Origin of the sequence: Nonomuraea sp. NPDC049269 (genome assembly GCF_043197155.1) — a bacterium.
Taxonomy (GTDB): domain Bacteria; phylum Actinomycetota; class Actinomycetes; order Streptosporangiales; family Streptosporangiaceae; genus Nonomuraea.
Genome location: NZ_JBICSO010000003.1, coordinates 238305 through 254504, shown reverse-complemented (window position 1 = coordinate 254504; position 16200 = coordinate 238305). Strand labels below are relative to the sequence as shown.

Below are 16200 nucleotides of genomic sequence, written 5' to 3'. Positions count from 1 at the left end.
ACGGACGCGAGCACGGGCCGCCAGCGAAGGGCGCCAGCGCGTGATGACAGCGAAGGATGGCAGGGACGGACGGCGGCGAACGGTGACGGAGCGTACGAGACGTACGGGTCTCCCGCCTCGCGGACGCGCGCCTGAAAGCTCGAGAGACCCGAGGAAGATGGGAAAAACGGACAAATAGCCGTACAGTGGAGCAATGGGTGTACCGCCCTACTATGGCCCCGACTTCGGCCAGCTCCAGCGGCAAGATCCCGAGCTGGCTCAAGTGCTGCTCGACGAGCTGGACCGGGTCCGCGGTGGTCTCCAGCTGATCGCGAGTGAGAACCTCGCCTCCCCAGCGGTTCTGGCCGCCCTGGGCTCCACCCTCACCAACAAGTACGCCGAAGGCTACCCGGGCAGTCGCTACTACGGCGGCTGCGAGGTCGTGGACCGGGCGGAGCGGCTGGCGATCGAGCGGGCGCGCCGGTTGTTCGGCGCCGATCACGCCAACGTGCAGCCCCACTCGGGGGCCTCGGCGAACCTGGCGGCGTACGCGGCGCTGCTGCAGCCCGGCGACACCATGCTGGCCATGGATCTCTTGCACGGCGGTCACCTCACTCACGGCTCGAAGGTGAACTTCTCCGGAAGATGGTTCGACGTCGTGTCGTACGGCGTGCGACGTGACACCGAACTCATCGACTACGACGAGGTCCGGGACCTGGCGGTGCGGCACCGGCCGAAGGTGATCGTCTGCGGGGCCACCTCCTACGCCCGGCTGATCGACTTCGCCGTCTTCCGCGGCATCTCGGACGAGGTGGGCGCCTGGCTGCTCGCCGACGTGGCGCACCCGATCGGGCTGATGGCGGGTGGCGCCATCCCGTCCGCCGTGCCGTACGCGGACGTGGTCACGTACACGACGCACAAGGCACTGCGCGGACCGCGCGGGGGCGGGATCCTGTGCACGGCGGAGCTCGCCGCGCGGATCGACCGGGCGGTGTACCCGTTCATCCAGAGCGGTCCGCTCATGCACGCCGTGGCCGCCAAGGCGGTGGCGTTCGGCGAGGCGCTGCGGCCCGAGTTCGGCGAGTACGCCAAGCAGGTGGTCGCCAACGCGCAAGCCCTGTGCGACTCGCTGGCGGCCGAGGGGATGCGGCCGGTGTCGGGCGGTACGGACACACATCTGATGCTCATTGACCTGCGCGAACTGGGTGTATCGGGCGCCGAGGCGGAGCGACGGTGCGCCGCGGCGGGGATCACGCTGAACCGCAACGTGATCCCGTATGATCCGGAGCCTCCGGCCGTGACGTCGGGGATACGCGTCGGCACCCCGTGCCTCACCACACAGGGCATGGGGCCCCAGGAATTGAAGGAAGTGGGGACCCTGGTCGTGCGGGCCGTGCGCCATCCGGGTGCCGCGGCCGAGGTCAGGGAGCGGGTGTCGGCTCTGTTGGCGGCCTTCCAACCGTATGACAGCGAATATTAAGAGCGAATATTAAGCTGGTGTGTGTCGATTTCCGGTCACAGTCGGTCGGAGCATCCAGGAAACTAGGTCCGTGCGCGAATACCTGTTCATGGCGCTCATTGCGGCAGCGGTGACGTATCTGCTCGTCCCGCTGGTGCGCCGCTTCGCCATCCGCATCGGGGCCGTGCCCGAGGTCCGCGACCGCGACGTGCACACCACGCCGACGCCGAGACTGGGCGGTCTGGCCATGTACGGCGGGCTGGTCGTCGGGCTGCTGGTGGCCAGCGAGCTGACCAACACCGGCAAGGTGCTGCACGACGCCGAAGGCAGTCCGGTGATGGCGTTGATCATCGCGGGCGGCCTCATCACGTTGACGGGGTTCCTCGACGACTGGTGGGGCATGGACGCCTTCATCAAGCTGGCCGGCCAGATCGCGGCCGCCGGCGTGCTCGTCTGGTTCGGCCTACGCCTCACCTACATCCCGCTGCCGAAGGACTGGGGTGGCTCCACCAGCCTCGACTACACGCTGAGCACCATCATCACGATCCTGGTCGTGGTGGTGGCCATCAACGCGGTCAACTTCGTCGACGGTCTCGACGGCCTGGCGGCGGGCATCGTCTGCATCGCGGGCATGGCCACGTGGGCCTACTCGATCTTCCTCAAGCAGAGCATCAGCGGCGAGCGCATCGCGACCACGGCGGCCATCGCCGCCATCCTCATCGGCTGCTGCCTGGGCTTCCTGCCGCACAACTTCCACCCCGCGAAGATCTTCATGGGTGACACCGGGGCGATGCTCATCGGGCTCGTGCTCGCCTCCTCGATCGTCACCGTGACGCCGGTCGACCCCTCGGTCATCGAGGGCATGAACCGGGTGCCGGTGCTGCTGCCGCTGCTCGTGCCCGCCGCGGTGCTGGTGCTCCCGCTCATCGACCTGATAACCGCCGTCGTGCGGCGCACCTCACACGGCATGTCACCGTTCGCGCCCGACCGCGGCCACCTGCACCACCGCCTGCTCGACATCGGCCACTCCCACCGCCGCACCGTGCTGATCATGTACGCGTGGACGTTCCTGTTCGCGTTCGGCATCGTCGCGTTGTCCACCATCGGCGTGCCCATCCTGCTGTTCCCGGTGGTCATCCTGCTCGCGCTGGGCGTGCTGGTGCTGATGGCCGCGCCGCGCTGGCGGGGCAGGGGCGGCCTCCACTCCCGCGGCAAGTCCGACGACGACGGCCCGCCCACCGGCCCCATGCCGCCGATCCTGCCGCAGACCGAGGTCGGGCGGCAGGTCCCGCCGCCTGCCGGCCCGTCGCAGGAACGCGCTAGCGCCGCAGGAAAACCGGTCATTCCTGCCGTTCCGGGTCGTTCATGATCGCGAACTAGAAACGGCAGGTAAAAGCGGTCTTCCGTGAGCTTGTGATATCTTTCACGAGCAGGGGCCCCCGATGCACCGGCTTTGGGGGTAGCAAACGCTCGCTTGATAACATGCTTACTGGAGCACCGATGCAGGCCAACGACGTGCGCGTACTCAAGAGTGCCGCGATCCCCACCCTTGTGGTTGGGGTGGTCGCCGTGGTCGTGGCCCTGCTCCTGGCGGGAGCGAAGGGCGCGCTGGGCGCGGCCATCGGCACTCTGCTCGTCGGTGTTTTCTTCAGTATCAGCGTGGTAGCGGTCTCCTATGCCGCCCGAATCTCCCCACAGCTCATGGCCATCGCCGCGATGGTGAGCTATCTCGTCAAAGTCGTCGTCATCATGGTGATGCTGGCGGCCTTCGGCGACACCACGGCGTGGAACTCCAAGGCTTTCGCCTGGTCCGTCGTGGTAGGGACGCTCGTCTGGACGGCCGCCGAGGTGCGGGCGTTCATGAAGACAAAAATGCTTTATGTCGACCCCGAAGCCAAGGTCCCCGGGAACGGTGGCGCATGAGGCTGGTAAAGGGATGGGGTCCGATATGACTAGTCCTCTACTGGCCTGCTATCGTCGGCCCCGCGATGAGCGAACAGGAACGCCGACCGGAAGACGACGGTCAGGACTTCGCCAACGCCGCTTGGTCGATCCCCAGCTACCTGCTCGCCGGGATGGCGATCTATGGCGGTGGCGGCTGGTTGCTGGACCGTTGGCTCGACACGTCCGCGTTCTTCCCTATAGGTGTCGTCCTGGGGATCGTGCTGTCCGTGTACCTGGTCTACCGCAAGTACGGTCGCTAGCCGCACGGCGCGACCACTTCGCTGAGGAAACCCTTGTGATCCGCTACGACGTTGAAGGGAACGCCGCGTGAGTGCGCTGACGGTCCTCGCCGACGATCAGTTCAAGGCTCCGTCGCCTGATGAACTGTTCAATTTTGCCCCCATTATTCCCGGGGTGGACTGGTTCACGAAGCCGGTTCTTCTCGCGCTCCTCACCTCGGTCGTCGTGATCGGGTTCTGCTGGGCGGCCTTCGCCAACCCGAAGATCGTGCCACGGGGAGTCCAGAACGTCGCCGAATACGGCTACATGTTCGTCCGCGACCAGGTCGCCCGGCCCTTCCTGGGCAAGGACGCCGACCGGTGGATGGGCCTGCTGCTGACGCTGTTCTTCGTGGTGTTCCTGTGGAACATCATGGGCGTCATCCCGTTGCTGCAGTTCCCGGTGGCCTCGCACATCGCCTTCCCGGCCGTGCTCGCGATCTCGATCTACGTGCTCAAGGTCTACCTGGGCGTCAAGCACCAGGGTCCGATCGGCTACTTCAAGAACATGATGTTCCCGCCGGGACTGCCCAAGGCGATCTACATCCTGCTGGCCCCGATCGAGTTCCTGTCGAACATGATCATCGCGCCGTTCACGCACGCGGTCCGACTGTTCGCCAACATGTTCGCCGGCCACATGCTGCTCGCGTTCTTCAGCATGGTGGGCTTCTGGTTCCTGTTCGAGAAGCTGACCCCGCTCGGCGCGTCCGTGGGCGTCATCGGCGTGGTCATGACCATCATCTTCACCGCCTTCGAGATGTTCATCCAGTTCCTGCAGGCGTTCCTGTTCGCCATGCTGGCGTCGATGTACATCGGCGGCGCGCTTCACGCAGAGCACTGAGAACCATCCCATACCGGAATATCCATGACCGGTGAAGACACGCTTCACCGGCCGTCCAGTAAAGGAATACAGCAATGAGCGTTCTCGCTGAGGTCTCCGGCAACGTCACCGCCATCGGTTACGGTCTCGCCGCCATCGGCCCCGGCATCGGCGTCGGCATCATCTTCGGTCAGGGCGTGCAGGCCATCGCGCGCCAGCCCGAGGCCTACGGCCTGATCCGCCAGAACATGCTCCTCGGCTTCGTCCTCACCGAGGCCCTCGCCCTGCTCGGTCTGGTCGCGCCGTTCATCTTCCAGAACATCTGACGGCCAGAAGAATCCCTGACGAAAGGCTGCATCCATGATCACGGCAGCTACGCTCATCGCCGCGGAGGAGGGGTCCAACCCCCTCATCCCGCACACATTCGAGCTCGTCGTCGGTATCTTCTCGTTCTTCGTCGTCCTCTTCTTCGTCGGTAAGCTGCTCGTCCCCCGGATCCAGAAGACGCTGGCCGAGCGGACTGACGCTATCGAAGGCGGCATAAAGAGAGCGGAAGAAGCTCAGGCCGAGGCACTGAACCTGCAGAAGCAGTACCGCGACCAACTGGCCGAGGCCAGGCACGAAGCGGCTCGTCTCCGTGAGGAAGCTCGCGAGCAGGCCGCGCAGATCAGGGCAGAGCTCCGCGAGGACGCGCAGGCCGAGGCCCGCCGGCTCGTCGAGGCGGCGCACGCGCAGATCGAGGCGGACCGGCAGGCGGCCTTCGCTCAGCTCCGTACCGAGATCGGCCGTCTGTCGACCGACCTGGCCAGCCGCATCGTCGGCGAGTCCCTGGAGGACGAGGCCCGGCAGAGTCGCGTTGTCGACCGGTTCCTCGACGAGTTGGAGAGCTCGGACGCGCAGGCGGTGCGGTGAGCGACCACATGAGAGGCCTCAGCAAGAACTCTCTCGCCGTGGTCGAGGAGCGGTTCAACGCTGCGGCGGGCTCGGCGGACCTGGGCCGGCTGGCCGAGGACCTCAACTCGATCGCCGATCTGCTGGACCGTGAGCACGGACTGCGCCGGGCCCTGTCGGACCCGGCCAGGCCCGCCGCTCAGAAGGCTCAGGTTGTCCGGGGTCTGCTCGACGGCAAGGTCGCCGAGGCCGCGATCGCCACCGCTGAGGCGGCGGTCGAGGCCAAGTGGTCGCGCGCCGGTGACCTGGCCGACGTGCTCGAACGGCTCGGCGTCATCGCCGCGGCCGCGGAGGCCGAGGCGCAGGGCAAGCTGGACGACGTGGAGGACGAGCTCTTCCGCTTCGGCCGGATCGTCGCCGCCAACCCCGAGCTCCGCCGCGCCCTGACCGACCAGAGCGCCGCCGAGGAGGGCAAGCGGCAACTGCTGCAGGACCTGCTCGGTAGCCGTGTCGCCCCCACCAGCCTGCGTCTCATCACGCAATTGGTCGTGCATCCTCGTGGGCGTAGCCTGGAGGCAGGTCTGGAGGAGCTCGGCCGGCTGGTGGCACAGCAGCGCCAGCGCCTCGTGGCGACGGTGCGCAGTGCGGTCGAGCTGACCGAGGAGCAGAAGCAGCGCATCACCACGTGGCTGCGCACCTCCTACGGTCGCGATGTGCACATCAACGTCGAAGTGGATCCCCGAGTGCTCGGTGGTTTCTCGGTCCGCATCGGCGACGAGATCATCGACACCACCATTGTGGGACGAATCGAAGAAGTCCGCCGCCGGTTGGCCGGCTAGGGCGATAGAGGAGACAGAGAAGAGATGGCGGAGCTTACGATCCGGCCGGACGAGATCCGGGACGCGCTTGAGCGCTTCGTCCAGGCGTACGAACCGGAAGGCGCCGCGCGCGAGGAGATCGGGACCGTCGTCGACTGTGGCGACGGCATCGCCCATGTCTCCGGCCTTCCCTCGGCGATGGCGAACGAGCTGCTCGAGTTCGAGGACGGCACGCGCGGCCTGGCACTCAACCTCGACACCCGCGAGATCGGTGTCGTGGTCCTGGGCGACTTCAGCAGCATCGAGGAGGGCCAGACGGTCCGCCGGACGGGCGAGGTCCTGTCCGTGCCCGTCGGCGACAACTTCCTCGGCCGCGTTGTCGACCCCCTCGGCAACCCGCTCGACGGCAAGGGCGCCATCGAGTCCGAGGGCCTGCGCGCCCTCGAGCTCCAGGCGCCGTCGGTCGTCCAGCGTCAGCCGGTGAAGCAGCCGCTGCAGACCGGCATCAAGGCGATCGACGCCATGACGCCGATCGGCCGTGGCCAGCGTCAGCTGATCATCGGTGACCGTGGCACCGGCAAGACCGCGATCGCCGTGGACACCATCATCAACCAGCGCGACAACTGGGCCTCCGGTGACCCGGAGAAGCAGGTGCGCTGCGTCTACGTCGCGGTCGGCCAGAAGGGCTCGACGATCGCCCAGGTGCGGGCTCGCCTTGAGGAGGCGGGCGCGCTCGAGTACACCACGATCGTCGCCGCTCCGGCGTCCGACCCCGCGGGCTACAAGTACATTTCGCCCTACACCGGTTCCGCCATCGGGCAGCACTGGATGTACCAGGGCAAGCACGTTCTCATCGTCTTCGACGACCTGACCAAGCAGGCCGACGCCTACCGCGCGGTCTCGCTGCTGCTGCGCCGCCCGCCGGGCCGTGAGGCCTTCCCGGGCGACGTCTTCTACCTTCACTCCCGCCTGCTGGAGCGCTGCGCCAAGCTCTCCGACGACATGGGCGCGGGGTCGATGACCGGCCTGCCGATCATCGAGACCAAGGGCAACGACGTCTCGGCGTTCATCCCGACCAACGTCATCTCCATCACCGACGGGCAGTGCTTCCTGGAGACCGACTACTTCAACGCCGGTATCCGCCCCGCCATCAACGTCGGTGTCTCGGTCTCGCGAGTCGGTGGCTCGGCGCAGATCAAGGCGATGCGGAAGGTCGCGGGCACGCTGCGGCTGTCGCTGTCGCAGTATCGCGACCTGGAGGCCTTCGCGGCCTTCGCGTCCGACCTCGACGCGGCGTCCAAGGCTCAGCTGGAGCGCGGTCAGCGACTGACCGAGCTGCTCAAGCAGGCCCAATACTCGCCGTTCTCGGTCGAGCGCGAGGTCGTGTCCGTCTGGGCGGGCACCACCGGCGAGCTCGACGAGGTGCCGGTCGAGGACATCCGGCGCTTCGAGACGGAGTTCCTCGACTACCTGCAGACCAGCCACAAGAGCGTCTTCGACAGCATCCGTGAGACCAAGGATCTGCTGGACGACACGGTGACCACCCTCAAGGACGCCGTCACGGAGTTCAAGAAGGGCTTCACCACCTTCTCCGGTGAGCTGCTGGTCAAGGATGAGCCGGTCGCGCCGCTCGAAGAGGGAGAGGTCGGCCAGGAGAAGATCCGCAAGGTCGTCCGCTCGGCGGAGAAGAAGTAGCCCATGGGTGCCCAGCTAAGGCTGCTGCGACGGCGGATCAAGTCGGTCAAGTCGACCGCCAAGATCACCCGTGCCCAGGAGCTCATCGCCTCTTCGCGGATCGTGAAGGCGCAGATGCGGATGCAGGCGGCGCTGCCGTACGAGCGTGAGATCACTCGCGCCGTCACCGGCGTCGTCAGCAACGCCTCGAGCGTCGACCATCCGCTGACCGTGGCGAAGGAGAACCCCACCAAGGCGGGCGTGCTCATCGTCACCAGCGACAGCGGGTTCTGTGGCGGCTTCAACGCCAACGTCCTGCGCGAGGCCGAGGCCCTGCGCGGACTGCTGAAGAGCCGCGGCCTGGACGCCATCCCGTTCGTCACCGGCCGTAAGGGTGTCACCTGGCACTCCTTCCGTAACCGGACGATGGGCGGGCAGTGGGTCGGCTTCTCCAGGAAGCCCGCTTACGGCGACGCCAAGGAGATCGCCGAGCTGCTGATCGAGTCGTTCAAGGACGAGAACGGGATCGACGAGATCCACATCGTCTCGACCGAGTTCGTCTCGATGCTCACCCAGAACGTCGTGGTCAAGCGCATCCTGCCGCTGGAGGTCGAGGAGACCGAGGCGAGCGAGAGCGATGTGATCCCTCCTTACTTCGAGTTCGAGCCCACCGCGGCCGACGTGCTCGAGTCGCTGTTGCCGCGCTACGTGGAGTCCCGCATCTTCACGGCGCTGCTGGAGTCGGCGGCTTCAGAGGAGGCCGCGCGTCGCCGCGCGATGAAGTCCGCCACGGACAACGCCAACGAGCTGATCCGCGTGTTCACCATGCAGATGAACCAGGCTCGTCAGGCCGAGATCACCCAGGAAATCAGCGAGATCGTCGGTGGCGCCAACGCGCTCGCTGACGCCGCAGCGGGGAAAGAGTGAAATGACTGCAGAGGCTGTTGAGACCGTAGAGACCCCCGCGGCCGGTGTCGGCCGCGTGGCTCGGGTCACAGGGCCCGTCGTCGACGTGGAGTTCCCCGTCGAGGCGATGCCCGACATCTACAACGCGCTTAACCTCGAGGTGACCCTCGGGGAGGACACCAAGCTGCTGACCCTCGAGGTCGCCCAGCACCTCGGTGACAACATCGTCCGGGCCATCTCCATGCAGCCCACCGACGGTGTGGTCCGCGGTGCGGCCGTCACCGACACCGGCGTGCCGATCTCGGTGCCCGTCGGCGACGTCGTCAAGGGTCACGTGTGGAACACGCTCGGCGAGGCGCTGGACGTGCCGACCGCTTCTCTCAAGATCAACGAGAAGTGGGGCATCCACCGGCCGTCGCCGGCGTTCGACCAGCTCGAGTCGCGCACTGAGATGCTCGTCACGGGCATCAAGGTCATCGACCTGCTCATGCCGTACGTGCAGGGTGGGAAGATCGGCCTGTTCGGCGGCGCGGGTGTGGGCAAGACCGTCCTCATCCAGGAGATGATCCGCCGGGTCGCCCGCAACTTCGGTGGCACCTCGGTGTTCGCCGGTGTCGGCGAGCGCACCCGTGAGGGCAACGACCTCTGGCTGGAGATGGAGGAGGCGGACGTCCTCAAGGACACCGCGCTCGTCTTCGGCCAGATGGACGAGCCGCCGGGCACCCGTCTGCGGGTCGCCCTGTCGGCTCTGACGATGGCGGAGTATTTCCGCGACGTGCAGAAGCAGGACGTGCTGCTCTTCATCGACAACATCTTCCGCTTCACGCAGGCCGGTTCCGAGGTGTCCACGCTCCTCGGCCGCATGCCGTCGGCGGTGGGTTACCAGCCCACGCTGGCCGACGAGATGGGTGTGCTCCAGGAGCGCATCACCTCGACGCGCGGTCACTCGATCACCTCGATGCAGGCGATCTACGTGCCCGCCGACGACATCACCGACCCGGCGCCGCACAACGCGTTCGCGCACCTCGACGCGCAGACCGTGCTCTCCCGGCCGATCTCGGAGAAGGGCATCTACCCCGCGGTGGACCCGCTCGACTCCAGCTCCCGCATCCTCGACCCGCAGATCGTGGGCGAGGAGCACTACGCGGTGGCCCAGGAGACCAAGCGGATCCTGCAGAAGTACCGCGAGCTCCAGGACATCATCGCCATCCTCGGCATCGACGAGCTGTCGGAAGAGGACAAGGTCATCGTTCAGCGGGCCCGCCGTATCGAGCGGTTCCTGTCGCACCCGATGTACGCCGCCGAGGCGTTCACCGGTCAGCCCGGCGAGAACGTGCCGCTGGACGAGACCATCGCCTCCTTCAAGGGCCTCTGCGCGGGTGAGTACGACCACCTGCCCGAGCAGGCGTTCTTCATGGTCGGCGGCATCGACCAGGCCATCGCCAAGGCCAAGGAACTCGAGCGCTGACGCCCGTAGTGGGGGCATGGCGCGAGCCGTGCCCCCACTCCTGTCCGGAAAGGAGCCTACGTGGCCAAGCTACGAGTAGGCGTTGTCTCGCCCGAGCGTGAGATCTGGTCGGGCGAGGCCGACATGGTGATTGCCAAGACCGTGGACGGCGAGATCGGTATTATGCCGCAACACGCACCTGTGCTCGGCGTCCTCGTCGAGGGCGGCGTGCTGCGCGTGAAGCGGGAGGGTAAGGGCGACCTGGTCGCGGCGGTGCACGGTGGGTTCATCTCCGTGGCCGACGACGAGGTGTCCGTGCTCGCCGAGGTGGCCGAGCTCGGTTCCGAGGTCGACGTCGCGGCTGCCCGTGACGCTCTCGAACGGGCACAGGCCGCGATCGAGGCCAGTCAGGAAGACGCCGACGCGGCCATCGAGGCCAAGCGCGCCAAGGCCCGGCTGCGTGCGGCCGGCGAAGAGGTGTAGTTCTTGAGGTCTAGTTCTTTGATGTGGGTTTAGGGCAAGGGGGCGGCTTGGTGGCGACGGTTCTCATCTGTGTGCTACTGGTCGCCGTCCTGGTGGCGTTGCGCGGACTCGTGCTGGCGCGCTCCCGGGGGAGCGTGCCCTGCCGCCTGCGAGTAGGCGACCAGGGCTGGCAGCGCGGGGTAGCCCGCTACGCCGACGGAGAGCTCCATTGGATCCCGCTCATAGGTGTACGCCTCAGGCCCCGCCACGCGATCGCGAGGCGGGGCCTCGTCGTTTCCTCCCGGCGCGAGCTGGACAGCGGTTTCTACGCGGTGGACTGTTCCGGCACCACGCGCGACATGTCGCTGGCCATGAGCGCCGACGCCCTGACCGGCTTCCTCGCCTGGCTCGAGTCGGCGCCGCCGAGCGCGTATCTGGACGTCGCCTAGCGGGTGCCGCCCGGCTTCCAGAGGATCTCGCCACCCGCGTGCGCGACCCTGCACAGGATGAACAGCAGGTCTGACAGGCGGTTGAGGTATTGGGCCGTCAGCGGGTTCATGTCCTGGTGCGCGTGCAGAGCCGCCCACGTCGTACGTTCGGCGCGCCGGACCGTGACCCTCGCCACGTGCAGTCCGGCTATGGCCGGGTCGCCGCCGGGGAGGATGAAGCTGCGGAGCGGCTTGAGCTGCTCATTGAACTCATCGCACCTCGCCTCCAGCCACTCGATGTAGGACGGTTCGACCCTGAGCGGCGGGAACTCCGGATTGTCGGTGACCGGCGTCGCCAGGTCGGCGCCCACGTCGAAGAGCTCGTTCTGGATGCGGATCAGCACCGCCGTCAGCTCCACCGGCAGCGTGCCGTGCGACATGGCCAGGCCCAGGTGCGCGTTCGCCTCCTCCACGTCCGCGTAGGCCGCCAGGCGCGGGTCGGTCTTGGCGGCGCGGCTCATGTCGCTCAGGGCGGTGGTGCCGTCGTCCCCGGTGCGGGTGTAGATGCGGGAGAGGACGACCGGCTTGTCCTTGTCGGCGCGCGTCATGGGGCCAGCGTAATGACAAAAGTCACCCGGAACGGACGCGGGGCGCATACCGCGCCGGTGATTTCCTCGACTACCAGCGCCGATCGCTACCCGCGACGATGGATCCATGATGAAGGAGAGGATCTGATGCTCGAGATCAGCGAACTGCGCAAGCGCTTCGCCGGTGGGCCGGACGCACCGGAGGGCAAGGTGGCCCTCGACGGGATCAGCTTCGTCGTACGGCCGGGCGAGATGTTCGGATTCGTCGGCGCGAACGGCGCCGGCAAGACGACCACCATGCGGATCGTCATGGGCGTGCTGCAGCCCGACGCGGGCTCGGTGAGCTGGCAGAGCAGACCGCTGGCGTACACCGACCGGCGGCGGTTCGGCTACATGCCCGAGGAACGTGGGCTGTACCAGAAGATGCGCGTCGCCGAGCAGGTGGAGTACTTCGGCCGGCTGCACGGGATGGACGCCGCGGCGGCCAGGGCGGCGGCCGGCGACCTGCTGGAGCGGCTGGGGCTGACCGAGCGCAGGGGCGACGCGGTCGAGGCGCTGTCGCTGGGCAACCAGCAGCGTGTGCAGCTCGCCGTGGCGCTGGTGCACGACCCCGAGGTGCTGGTGCTCGACGAGCCGTTCTCCGGGCTCGACCCGATCGCGGTCGACGCGCTGGCCACGGTGCTGCAGGAGCGCTGCCGCGGAGGCGTACCGGTGATCTTCTCCAGCCATCAGCTGGAGCTGGTGGAGCGGCTGTGCGACTCGGTCGGCATCGTGTCGGCCGGCCGGATGGTGGCCAGCGGCACGGTCAGCGACCTGCGGGCGGTGGAGAGCGGTACGCTCCGCGTCGTGGTGCGCGACCCGGCGCCCGGATGGGCCGACGGCCTGCCCGGCACCGTCACCGTCACGGGCGACCGGCACGTGCTGCTCACCACCGACGGTGACGACCAGGAGATCCTGCGCCGCGCCATGAAGGCCGGGCAGGTCGAGCACTTCGGCACCGACCGGCCGACCCTTACCGAGATCTTCAAGGAGGCCGTGGCATGAACGGCGGCATGAGCAGTGTGATGCTGGTGGCGCGGCGTGAGGTCGCCACCCATATCCGGACGAAGGCCTTTGTGATCGGGCTGCTCATCACCGCCGTGCTGGTGGGCGGGGTGGCGTTCGCGCCGAAGGTCCTGGACACCCCCGACTCGTACAAGATCGGCGCCGTGCACTCCCAGGAGCTGCCGCTGAAGGCGGCGGCGCCGGACGCGGAGTTCGAGTGGCGGACGTTCCCCGACGAGGCGGCGGCCAAGAAGGCGGTGCTCGCCGGCGACGTGGACGCGGCGCTGATCGACAACAAGAAGGTCCTCACCGACGGCGAGATCGGCACCGAGCTCGGCGTGCTGCTGCAGAGCACCAACCGGGAGTTCAAGCTGGGCGCGGCGGGCGTGTCGATCCCGCCGCTCCAGATGGTCTCCGTGGGCGCCGACACCCGTTACCAGGCCGCCAGGACCGGGATCGCCGTGGTGCTCGTCCTCGTGCTCTTCATGCTGATCATCGGACAGGTCATGATGGTCGCCATGGGCGTGGTGGAGGAGAAGGGCAGCCGGATCGTGGAGATCCTGCTCACCTCGGTGCGGCCGTGGCAACTGCTCGCCGGTAAGATCATCGGTCTGGGCGCGCTCGGTCTGATCAACCTGGGCACGATCCTCGTGGTCGGCATCTCGGCCTCGCTCGTCTCGGGCATCGCGGTGGACTTCCCGCCCGGCCTGCCGGGCATCGTGGCGGGGGTGCTGGTCTGGTTCGTGCTCGGCTACGCCTTCTTCGCCACGCTCGCGGCCGCGCTCAGCTCCCTGGTCTCGCGGCAGGAAGAGGTGGGCAACGTGATGACCCCGCTGACCATGCTGATCATGGTGACCTACTTCGGGGCCTTCTACGTCACCACCGACCCCACCGGCACGCTGGCCAGGGTGGCCTCGCTCGTGCCGCCGTTCTCCTCGATGGTCATGCCCGTGCGGATGGCCGCCGCCGACGTGCCGTTCTGGGAGGTCGGGCTGTCCATGGTGCTGATGATGCTGGCCGTGGTCGGCGTACTGTCCTTCGGCGCGAAAGTGTACGAGCGGGCCGTGCTGCGTACCGGGGCCAGGGTCAAGCTCGGCGATGTGTTGCGTGTGAAATAGATGGACGCGATCAAGCGGGCACGGCGGATCTCTCTGTGCGTGCTGAACGCGGCAGTCGTGATGATGTGGTTCGCCATCGCCATGACGGTCGTCGGCGGTACGGCCTCGTGGCTGCGCGTCGTGCCCGCGCTGATCGCCAGCATCGGCTTCACCTGGTTCTTCCTGCGCATCACCCGCGCCGTCCTCGAGCGTCGCTATCCCACAAAAGAGGTCGCGGCGGCCGGCGCTCTCGCCTTGTTCGCCGCCGCTCTGGGCGGAGGAGACCCGTTCGGGTGGGGCTTCGCCCTGCTCGCGTGGGCGTCCGTGGCGACGATCGGGGTCCGCGCGTGGACGGCCGTGGGCATGGCGGTGGGGACGTTCGTGGCCGGCGCCGGACTGGGTGCCATCGCGGTCCTTTCCGGACAGAACATGCTGTCGGTCCCGGTCCCGTACGACCGGGGGGCGATCACCTTCATGGGAATCCTCTACGCGGTGATGTGCGCCCTGCTGCCGCCGAGCAACCGGTTCTGGGCGTGGATCTACACGCTCGCCGTACAAGCTCATGAAGGCAGGGAGGCGCACACCCAGCTGGCGATCGCGGAGGAGCGGCTGCGCTTCGCCAGGGACCTGCACGATCTCGTGGGGCACCAGCTCTCGGCCATCGCGGTCAAGACCGAGCTGGCCGTACGGCTGTCGGAGGCCGACACCGTCGCCGCGAAGGCGGAGATGACCGAGGTGAACGCGCTGACCAGGACGGCGCTGCGGGAGCTGCGCCAGGCCGTGCGCGGCTACCGCGAGCTCGACCTGAACGCCGAGCTGGACAGCGTGAAAGGCGTGCTCGAAGCGGCCGGCATCCGCTGCGAGCTGCAGTTGCCCTACCGTGAGCCGCCGGACGGCGTGGCGCCCGCGTTCGCCTACGCCGTCCGCGAGGCGGCCACGAACGTGCTCAAGCACAGCACGGCGTCGTTCTGCGAGATCACGCTCCGCTTCACCGACGAGGAGGCGGAGCTGCGGGTGCGCAACGACGGAGTGGTCCGCCGTCAGGTCTCCGACCTGGGCAGCGGCCTGATGGGCATGGGGGAGCGGCTGGCGAGCGTCGGTGGCAAGGTCACGGCGCGTCCCACGGGCGATGGAGAGTTCCTGCTGCGGGCGGTTGTGTCACTCCCGATCTGTGGGTAGTGGACAAGTGCCGGGTCCACCCCGGCAAGCGCCCTGCGAAAGGGTACGACTACGCCGCGTGAGACATGTGGCGTGACTTGAGGAGGTGGCATGCGCGTCCGGGGCGATCCAAGGGCCCAGGTGGTGCGGATCGGGACGAGACTCGACGCCGGGACGTCGGCGCGGGTGCGGACGCGTCTGCACGACGCGGTCGACTCCGGCGAGGGAGACCTGATCCTCGACCTCTCCAAGCTGGAGATGATCGACGCCACCGGTCTTGGAGTGCTCGTGGGCACGCATCGGCGCGCGATCAGCGTGCAACGCCGCCTCGTTCTTCGGGGGGTGCCGCCGCGGATCATGCGGATCCTGGCGGTGACCCGGCTGAATCGGGTGCTGCCTGTGGAGGCTTCAGAGGTCGCGGTGGCCTGAAGCGGTGGCCGGCGGTGCACGGGAGTACGCCGGATGTCGCGATATATAGGGCGAGCAGCGATCAGCCGCTGCTCGCCGCTTTTCGTGGCCCATACTCCCACAGGCGGTAGTAGTTCTAAGAACGGCAGATATGCTGATTAGCGCGGCGATTATTCGCCATACCACATTGCCAAATAAACACGATCCGTAATCAGGGCCTCACGACGTACCGAGGGTTCTGCCGAAGATGTGTACGGCGACGCCGACCAGTTCGTCGATGGGCGGCGGCTCCTCCGCCAGCAGCCATTCGATGAGCAGCTCTTGTAGCGCTCCAATAGCTCCGAGCGCCACCAGCCGTCGATTCGGCTGGCCCGACTGCGGGAATTCCGCCGCCGCGTCTTCGACAAGACGGGCGAAGGAGTCGACGGCACGCTGGCGAGAAGCCGTCAGAACGTCGCCCGACCTGCGCACCTCCAGGTGCATGATGCGAGCGCGACGCCAGTCGGCGGTGGCGAACTCGATATACGCGCGAATCCCCGCCCGCACCCTGTCCTCCAGGGTCGCGGGCGCCTCTTGTAACGCCTTGGCAACAACTGCGAGGCTTTCCTCCACGCATCGCTCGTGCAGCGCCTGAAGAAGTTCCTCTCGGCCACCGAAACATTCGTAGAAGGCGCGGTTCGAGATCCGGGCCTCCGAGCACAGTCTTTCGATCGTCGTCGCCGCGAAACCTGGCTTCGCGTATAGCGTGTAGGCGGCTGTCATCAGCCGCTCGCGTCTGTCTGCCAGCCTTTGCTCAGCCG

The 16200-nt window shown here is 67.4% G+C and carries 19 protein-coding genes; 17 read left to right on the top strand and 2 right to left on the bottom strand.

The genetic code is table 11. The features are described 5' to 3' along the window. The first annotated feature begins 193 nt into the window (after positions 1–193). The 13 genes from glyA to ACGFNP_RS18835 all read left to right on the top strand — a co-directional run bounded on the left by glyA (position 194) and on the right by ACGFNP_RS18835 (position 11127). On the top strand, positions 194–1459 hold the full coding sequence (gene glyA, locus ACGFNP_RS18895) for a serine hydroxymethyltransferase (RefSeq protein WP_393320044.1): 1266 nt from the start codon (positions 194–196) through the stop codon (positions 1457–1459). Positions 1460–1529: 70 nt separating this feature from the next. Next, positions 1530–2807, top strand: coding sequence for an undecaprenyl/decaprenyl-phosphate alpha-N-acetylglucosaminyl 1-phosphate transferase (locus ACGFNP_RS18890; protein ID WP_358317100.1), 1278 nt, complete (start codon positions 1530–1532; stop codon positions 2805–2807). A gap of 131 nt (positions 2808–2938) precedes the next feature. Then, a complete protein-coding gene (locus ACGFNP_RS18885; protein ID WP_358317102.1) occupies positions 2939–3361 on the top strand; it encodes a hypothetical protein in 423 nt (140 codons plus the stop codon). A gap of 65 nt (positions 3362–3426) precedes the next feature. After that, a complete protein-coding gene (locus tag ACGFNP_RS18880) occupies positions 3427–3642 on the top strand; it encodes an AtpZ/AtpI family protein (protein WP_214641702.1) in 216 nt (71 codons plus the stop codon). Between the two features lie 154 nt (positions 3643–3796). Beyond that, entirely contained in the window at positions 3797–4501 is a 705-nt protein-coding gene (atpB, locus tag ACGFNP_RS18875) for a F0F1 ATP synthase subunit A (protein WP_358317104.1), read from the top strand. A 74-nt stretch (positions 4502–4575) separates the two neighbouring features. Beyond that, a complete protein-coding gene (atpE, locus tag ACGFNP_RS18870) occupies positions 4576–4806 on the top strand; it encodes an ATP synthase F0 subunit C (protein WP_225290366.1) in 231 nt (76 codons plus the stop codon). A gap of 34 nt (positions 4807–4840) precedes the next feature. Then, entirely contained in the window at positions 4841–5392 is a 552-nt protein-coding gene (locus tag ACGFNP_RS18865) for a F0F1 ATP synthase subunit B (RefSeq protein ID WP_358317106.1), read from the top strand. A gap of 8 nt (positions 5393–5400) precedes the next feature. Continuing rightward, positions 5401–6210, top strand: coding sequence for a F0F1 ATP synthase subunit delta (locus ACGFNP_RS18860; RefSeq protein ID WP_358317108.1), 810 nt, complete (start codon positions 5401–5403; stop codon positions 6208–6210). Between the two features lie 24 nt (positions 6211–6234). Continuing rightward, the gene (gene atpA, locus ACGFNP_RS18855) at positions 6235–7884 is read left to right on the top strand and encodes a F0F1 ATP synthase subunit alpha (RefSeq protein ID WP_358317110.1); all 1650 of its coding nucleotides are present in this window, start codon (positions 6235–6237) and stop codon (positions 7882–7884) included. A 3-nt stretch (positions 7885–7887) separates the two neighbouring features. After that, on the top strand, positions 7888–8790 hold the full coding sequence (locus ACGFNP_RS18850) for a F0F1 ATP synthase subunit gamma (protein ID WP_214641697.1): 903 nt from the start codon (positions 7888–7890) through the stop codon (positions 8788–8790). A 1-nt stretch (position 8791) separates the two neighbouring features. Continuing rightward, the gene (gene atpD, locus ACGFNP_RS18845) at positions 8792–10237 is read left to right on the top strand and encodes a F0F1 ATP synthase subunit beta (RefSeq protein ID WP_214641696.1); all 1446 of its coding nucleotides are present in this window, start codon (positions 8792–8794) and stop codon (positions 10235–10237) included. Positions 10238–10297: 60 nt separating this feature from the next. Then, entirely contained in the window at positions 10298–10699 is a 402-nt protein-coding gene (locus ACGFNP_RS18840) for a F0F1 ATP synthase subunit epsilon (protein ID WP_219526789.1), read from the top strand. A 50-nt stretch (positions 10700–10749) separates the two neighbouring features. Next, positions 10750–11127 (top strand): DUF2550 domain-containing protein, encoded by a 378-nt coding sequence (locus tag ACGFNP_RS18835; protein WP_358317113.1) that lies wholly within the window; start codon positions 10750–10752, stop codon positions 11125–11127. Here ACGFNP_RS18835 and ACGFNP_RS18830 read toward each other — a convergent pair. Beyond that, complete coding sequence (locus ACGFNP_RS18830) at positions 11124–11714, bottom strand: cob(I)yrinic acid a,c-diamide adenosyltransferase (RefSeq protein WP_358317115.1); 591 nt, start codon at positions 11712–11714, stop codon at positions 11124–11126. The two genes, ACGFNP_RS18835 and ACGFNP_RS18830, sit on opposite strands and share 4 nt — an antisense overlap. Positions 11715–11840: 126 nt before the next feature. Here ACGFNP_RS18830 and ACGFNP_RS18825 point away from each other — a divergent pair, with 126 nt between their 5' ends. The 4 genes from ACGFNP_RS18825 to ACGFNP_RS18810 all read left to right on the top strand — a co-directional run bounded on the left by ACGFNP_RS18825 (position 11841) and on the right by ACGFNP_RS18810 (position 15421). Continuing rightward, positions 11841–12737, top strand: a complete 897-nt coding sequence (locus ACGFNP_RS18825) for an ATP-binding cassette domain-containing protein (RefSeq protein WP_358317117.1) — start codon at positions 11841–11843, stop codon at positions 12735–12737. After that, positions 12734–13855, top strand: coding sequence for an ABC transporter permease (locus ACGFNP_RS18820; RefSeq protein WP_358317119.1), 1122 nt, complete (start codon positions 12734–12736; stop codon positions 13853–13855). The genes ACGFNP_RS18825 and ACGFNP_RS18820 overlap by 4 nt, the downstream gene beginning before the upstream one ends. Beyond that, on the top strand, positions 13856–15013 hold the full coding sequence (locus tag ACGFNP_RS18815) for a sensor histidine kinase (protein ID WP_393320033.1): 1158 nt from the start codon (positions 13856–13858) through the stop codon (positions 15011–15013). Between the two features lie 90 nt (positions 15014–15103). Beyond that, complete coding sequence (locus ACGFNP_RS18810; protein ID WP_358317123.1) at positions 15104–15421, top strand: STAS domain-containing protein; 318 nt, start codon at positions 15104–15106, stop codon at positions 15419–15421. A 198-nt stretch (positions 15422–15619) separates the two neighbouring features. On the opposite strand, the gene ACGFNP_RS18805 is transcribed toward ACGFNP_RS18810, so the two are convergent. Next, complete coding sequence (locus ACGFNP_RS18805; RefSeq protein WP_358317125.1) at positions 15620–16162, bottom strand: TetR/AcrR family transcriptional regulator; 543 nt, start codon at positions 16160–16162, stop codon at positions 15620–15622. Between the last annotated feature and the right edge of the window lie 38 nt (positions 16163–16200).

What these genes read in the sequence shown, in the direction of transcription:
- atpE (WP_225290366.1), top strand. Translation starts at nt 4,576, where the DNA reads ATGAGCGTTCTCGCTGAGGTCTCCGGCAACGTCACCGCCATCGGTTAC.
- ACGFNP_RS18825 (WP_358317117.1), top strand. Translation starts at nt 11,841, where the DNA reads ATGCTCGAGATCAGCGAACTGCGCAAGCGCTTCGCCGGTGGGCCGGAC.
- ACGFNP_RS18815 (WP_393320033.1), top strand. Translation starts at nt 13,856, where the DNA reads ATGGACGCGATCAAGCGGGCACGGCGGATCTCTCTGTGCGTGCTGAAC.
- ACGFNP_RS18830 (WP_358317115.1), bottom strand. Translation starts at nt 11,714, where the DNA reads ATGACGCGCGCCGACAAGGACAAGCCGGTCGTCCTCTCCCGCATCTAC.
- ACGFNP_RS18820 (WP_358317119.1), top strand. Translation starts at nt 12,734, where the DNA reads ATGAACGGCGGCATGAGCAGTGTGATGCTGGTGGCGCGGCGTGAGGTC.
- ACGFNP_RS18850 (WP_214641697.1), top strand. Translation starts at nt 7,888, where the DNA reads ATGGGTGCCCAGCTAAGGCTGCTGCGACGGCGGATCAAGTCGGTCAAG.
- ACGFNP_RS18860 (WP_358317108.1), top strand. Translation starts at nt 5,401, where the DNA reads ATGAGAGGCCTCAGCAAGAACTCTCTCGCCGTGGTCGAGGAGCGGTTC.
- atpA (WP_358317110.1), top strand. Translation starts at nt 6,235, where the DNA reads ATGGCGGAGCTTACGATCCGGCCGGACGAGATCCGGGACGCGCTTGAG.
- ACGFNP_RS18885 (WP_358317102.1), top strand. Translation starts at nt 2,939, where the DNA reads ATGCAGGCCAACGACGTGCGCGTACTCAAGAGTGCCGCGATCCCCACC.
- ACGFNP_RS18880 (WP_214641702.1), top strand. Translation starts at nt 3,427, where the DNA reads ATGAGCGAACAGGAACGCCGACCGGAAGACGACGGTCAGGACTTCGCC.
- ACGFNP_RS18810 (WP_358317123.1), top strand. Translation starts at nt 15,104, where the DNA reads ATGCGCGTCCGGGGCGATCCAAGGGCCCAGGTGGTGCGGATCGGGACG.
- atpD (WP_214641696.1), top strand. Translation starts at nt 8,792, where the DNA reads ATGACTGCAGAGGCTGTTGAGACCGTAGAGACCCCCGCGGCCGGTGTC.
- ACGFNP_RS18865 (WP_358317106.1), top strand. Translation starts at nt 4,841, where the DNA reads ATGATCACGGCAGCTACGCTCATCGCCGCGGAGGAGGGGTCCAACCCC.
- ACGFNP_RS18805 (WP_358317125.1), bottom strand. Translation starts at nt 16,162, where the DNA reads ATGACAGCCGCCTACACGCTATACGCGAAGCCAGGTTTCGCGGCGACG.
- glyA (WP_393320044.1), top strand. Translation starts at nt 194, where the DNA reads ATGGGTGTACCGCCCTACTATGGCCCCGACTTCGGCCAGCTCCAGCGG.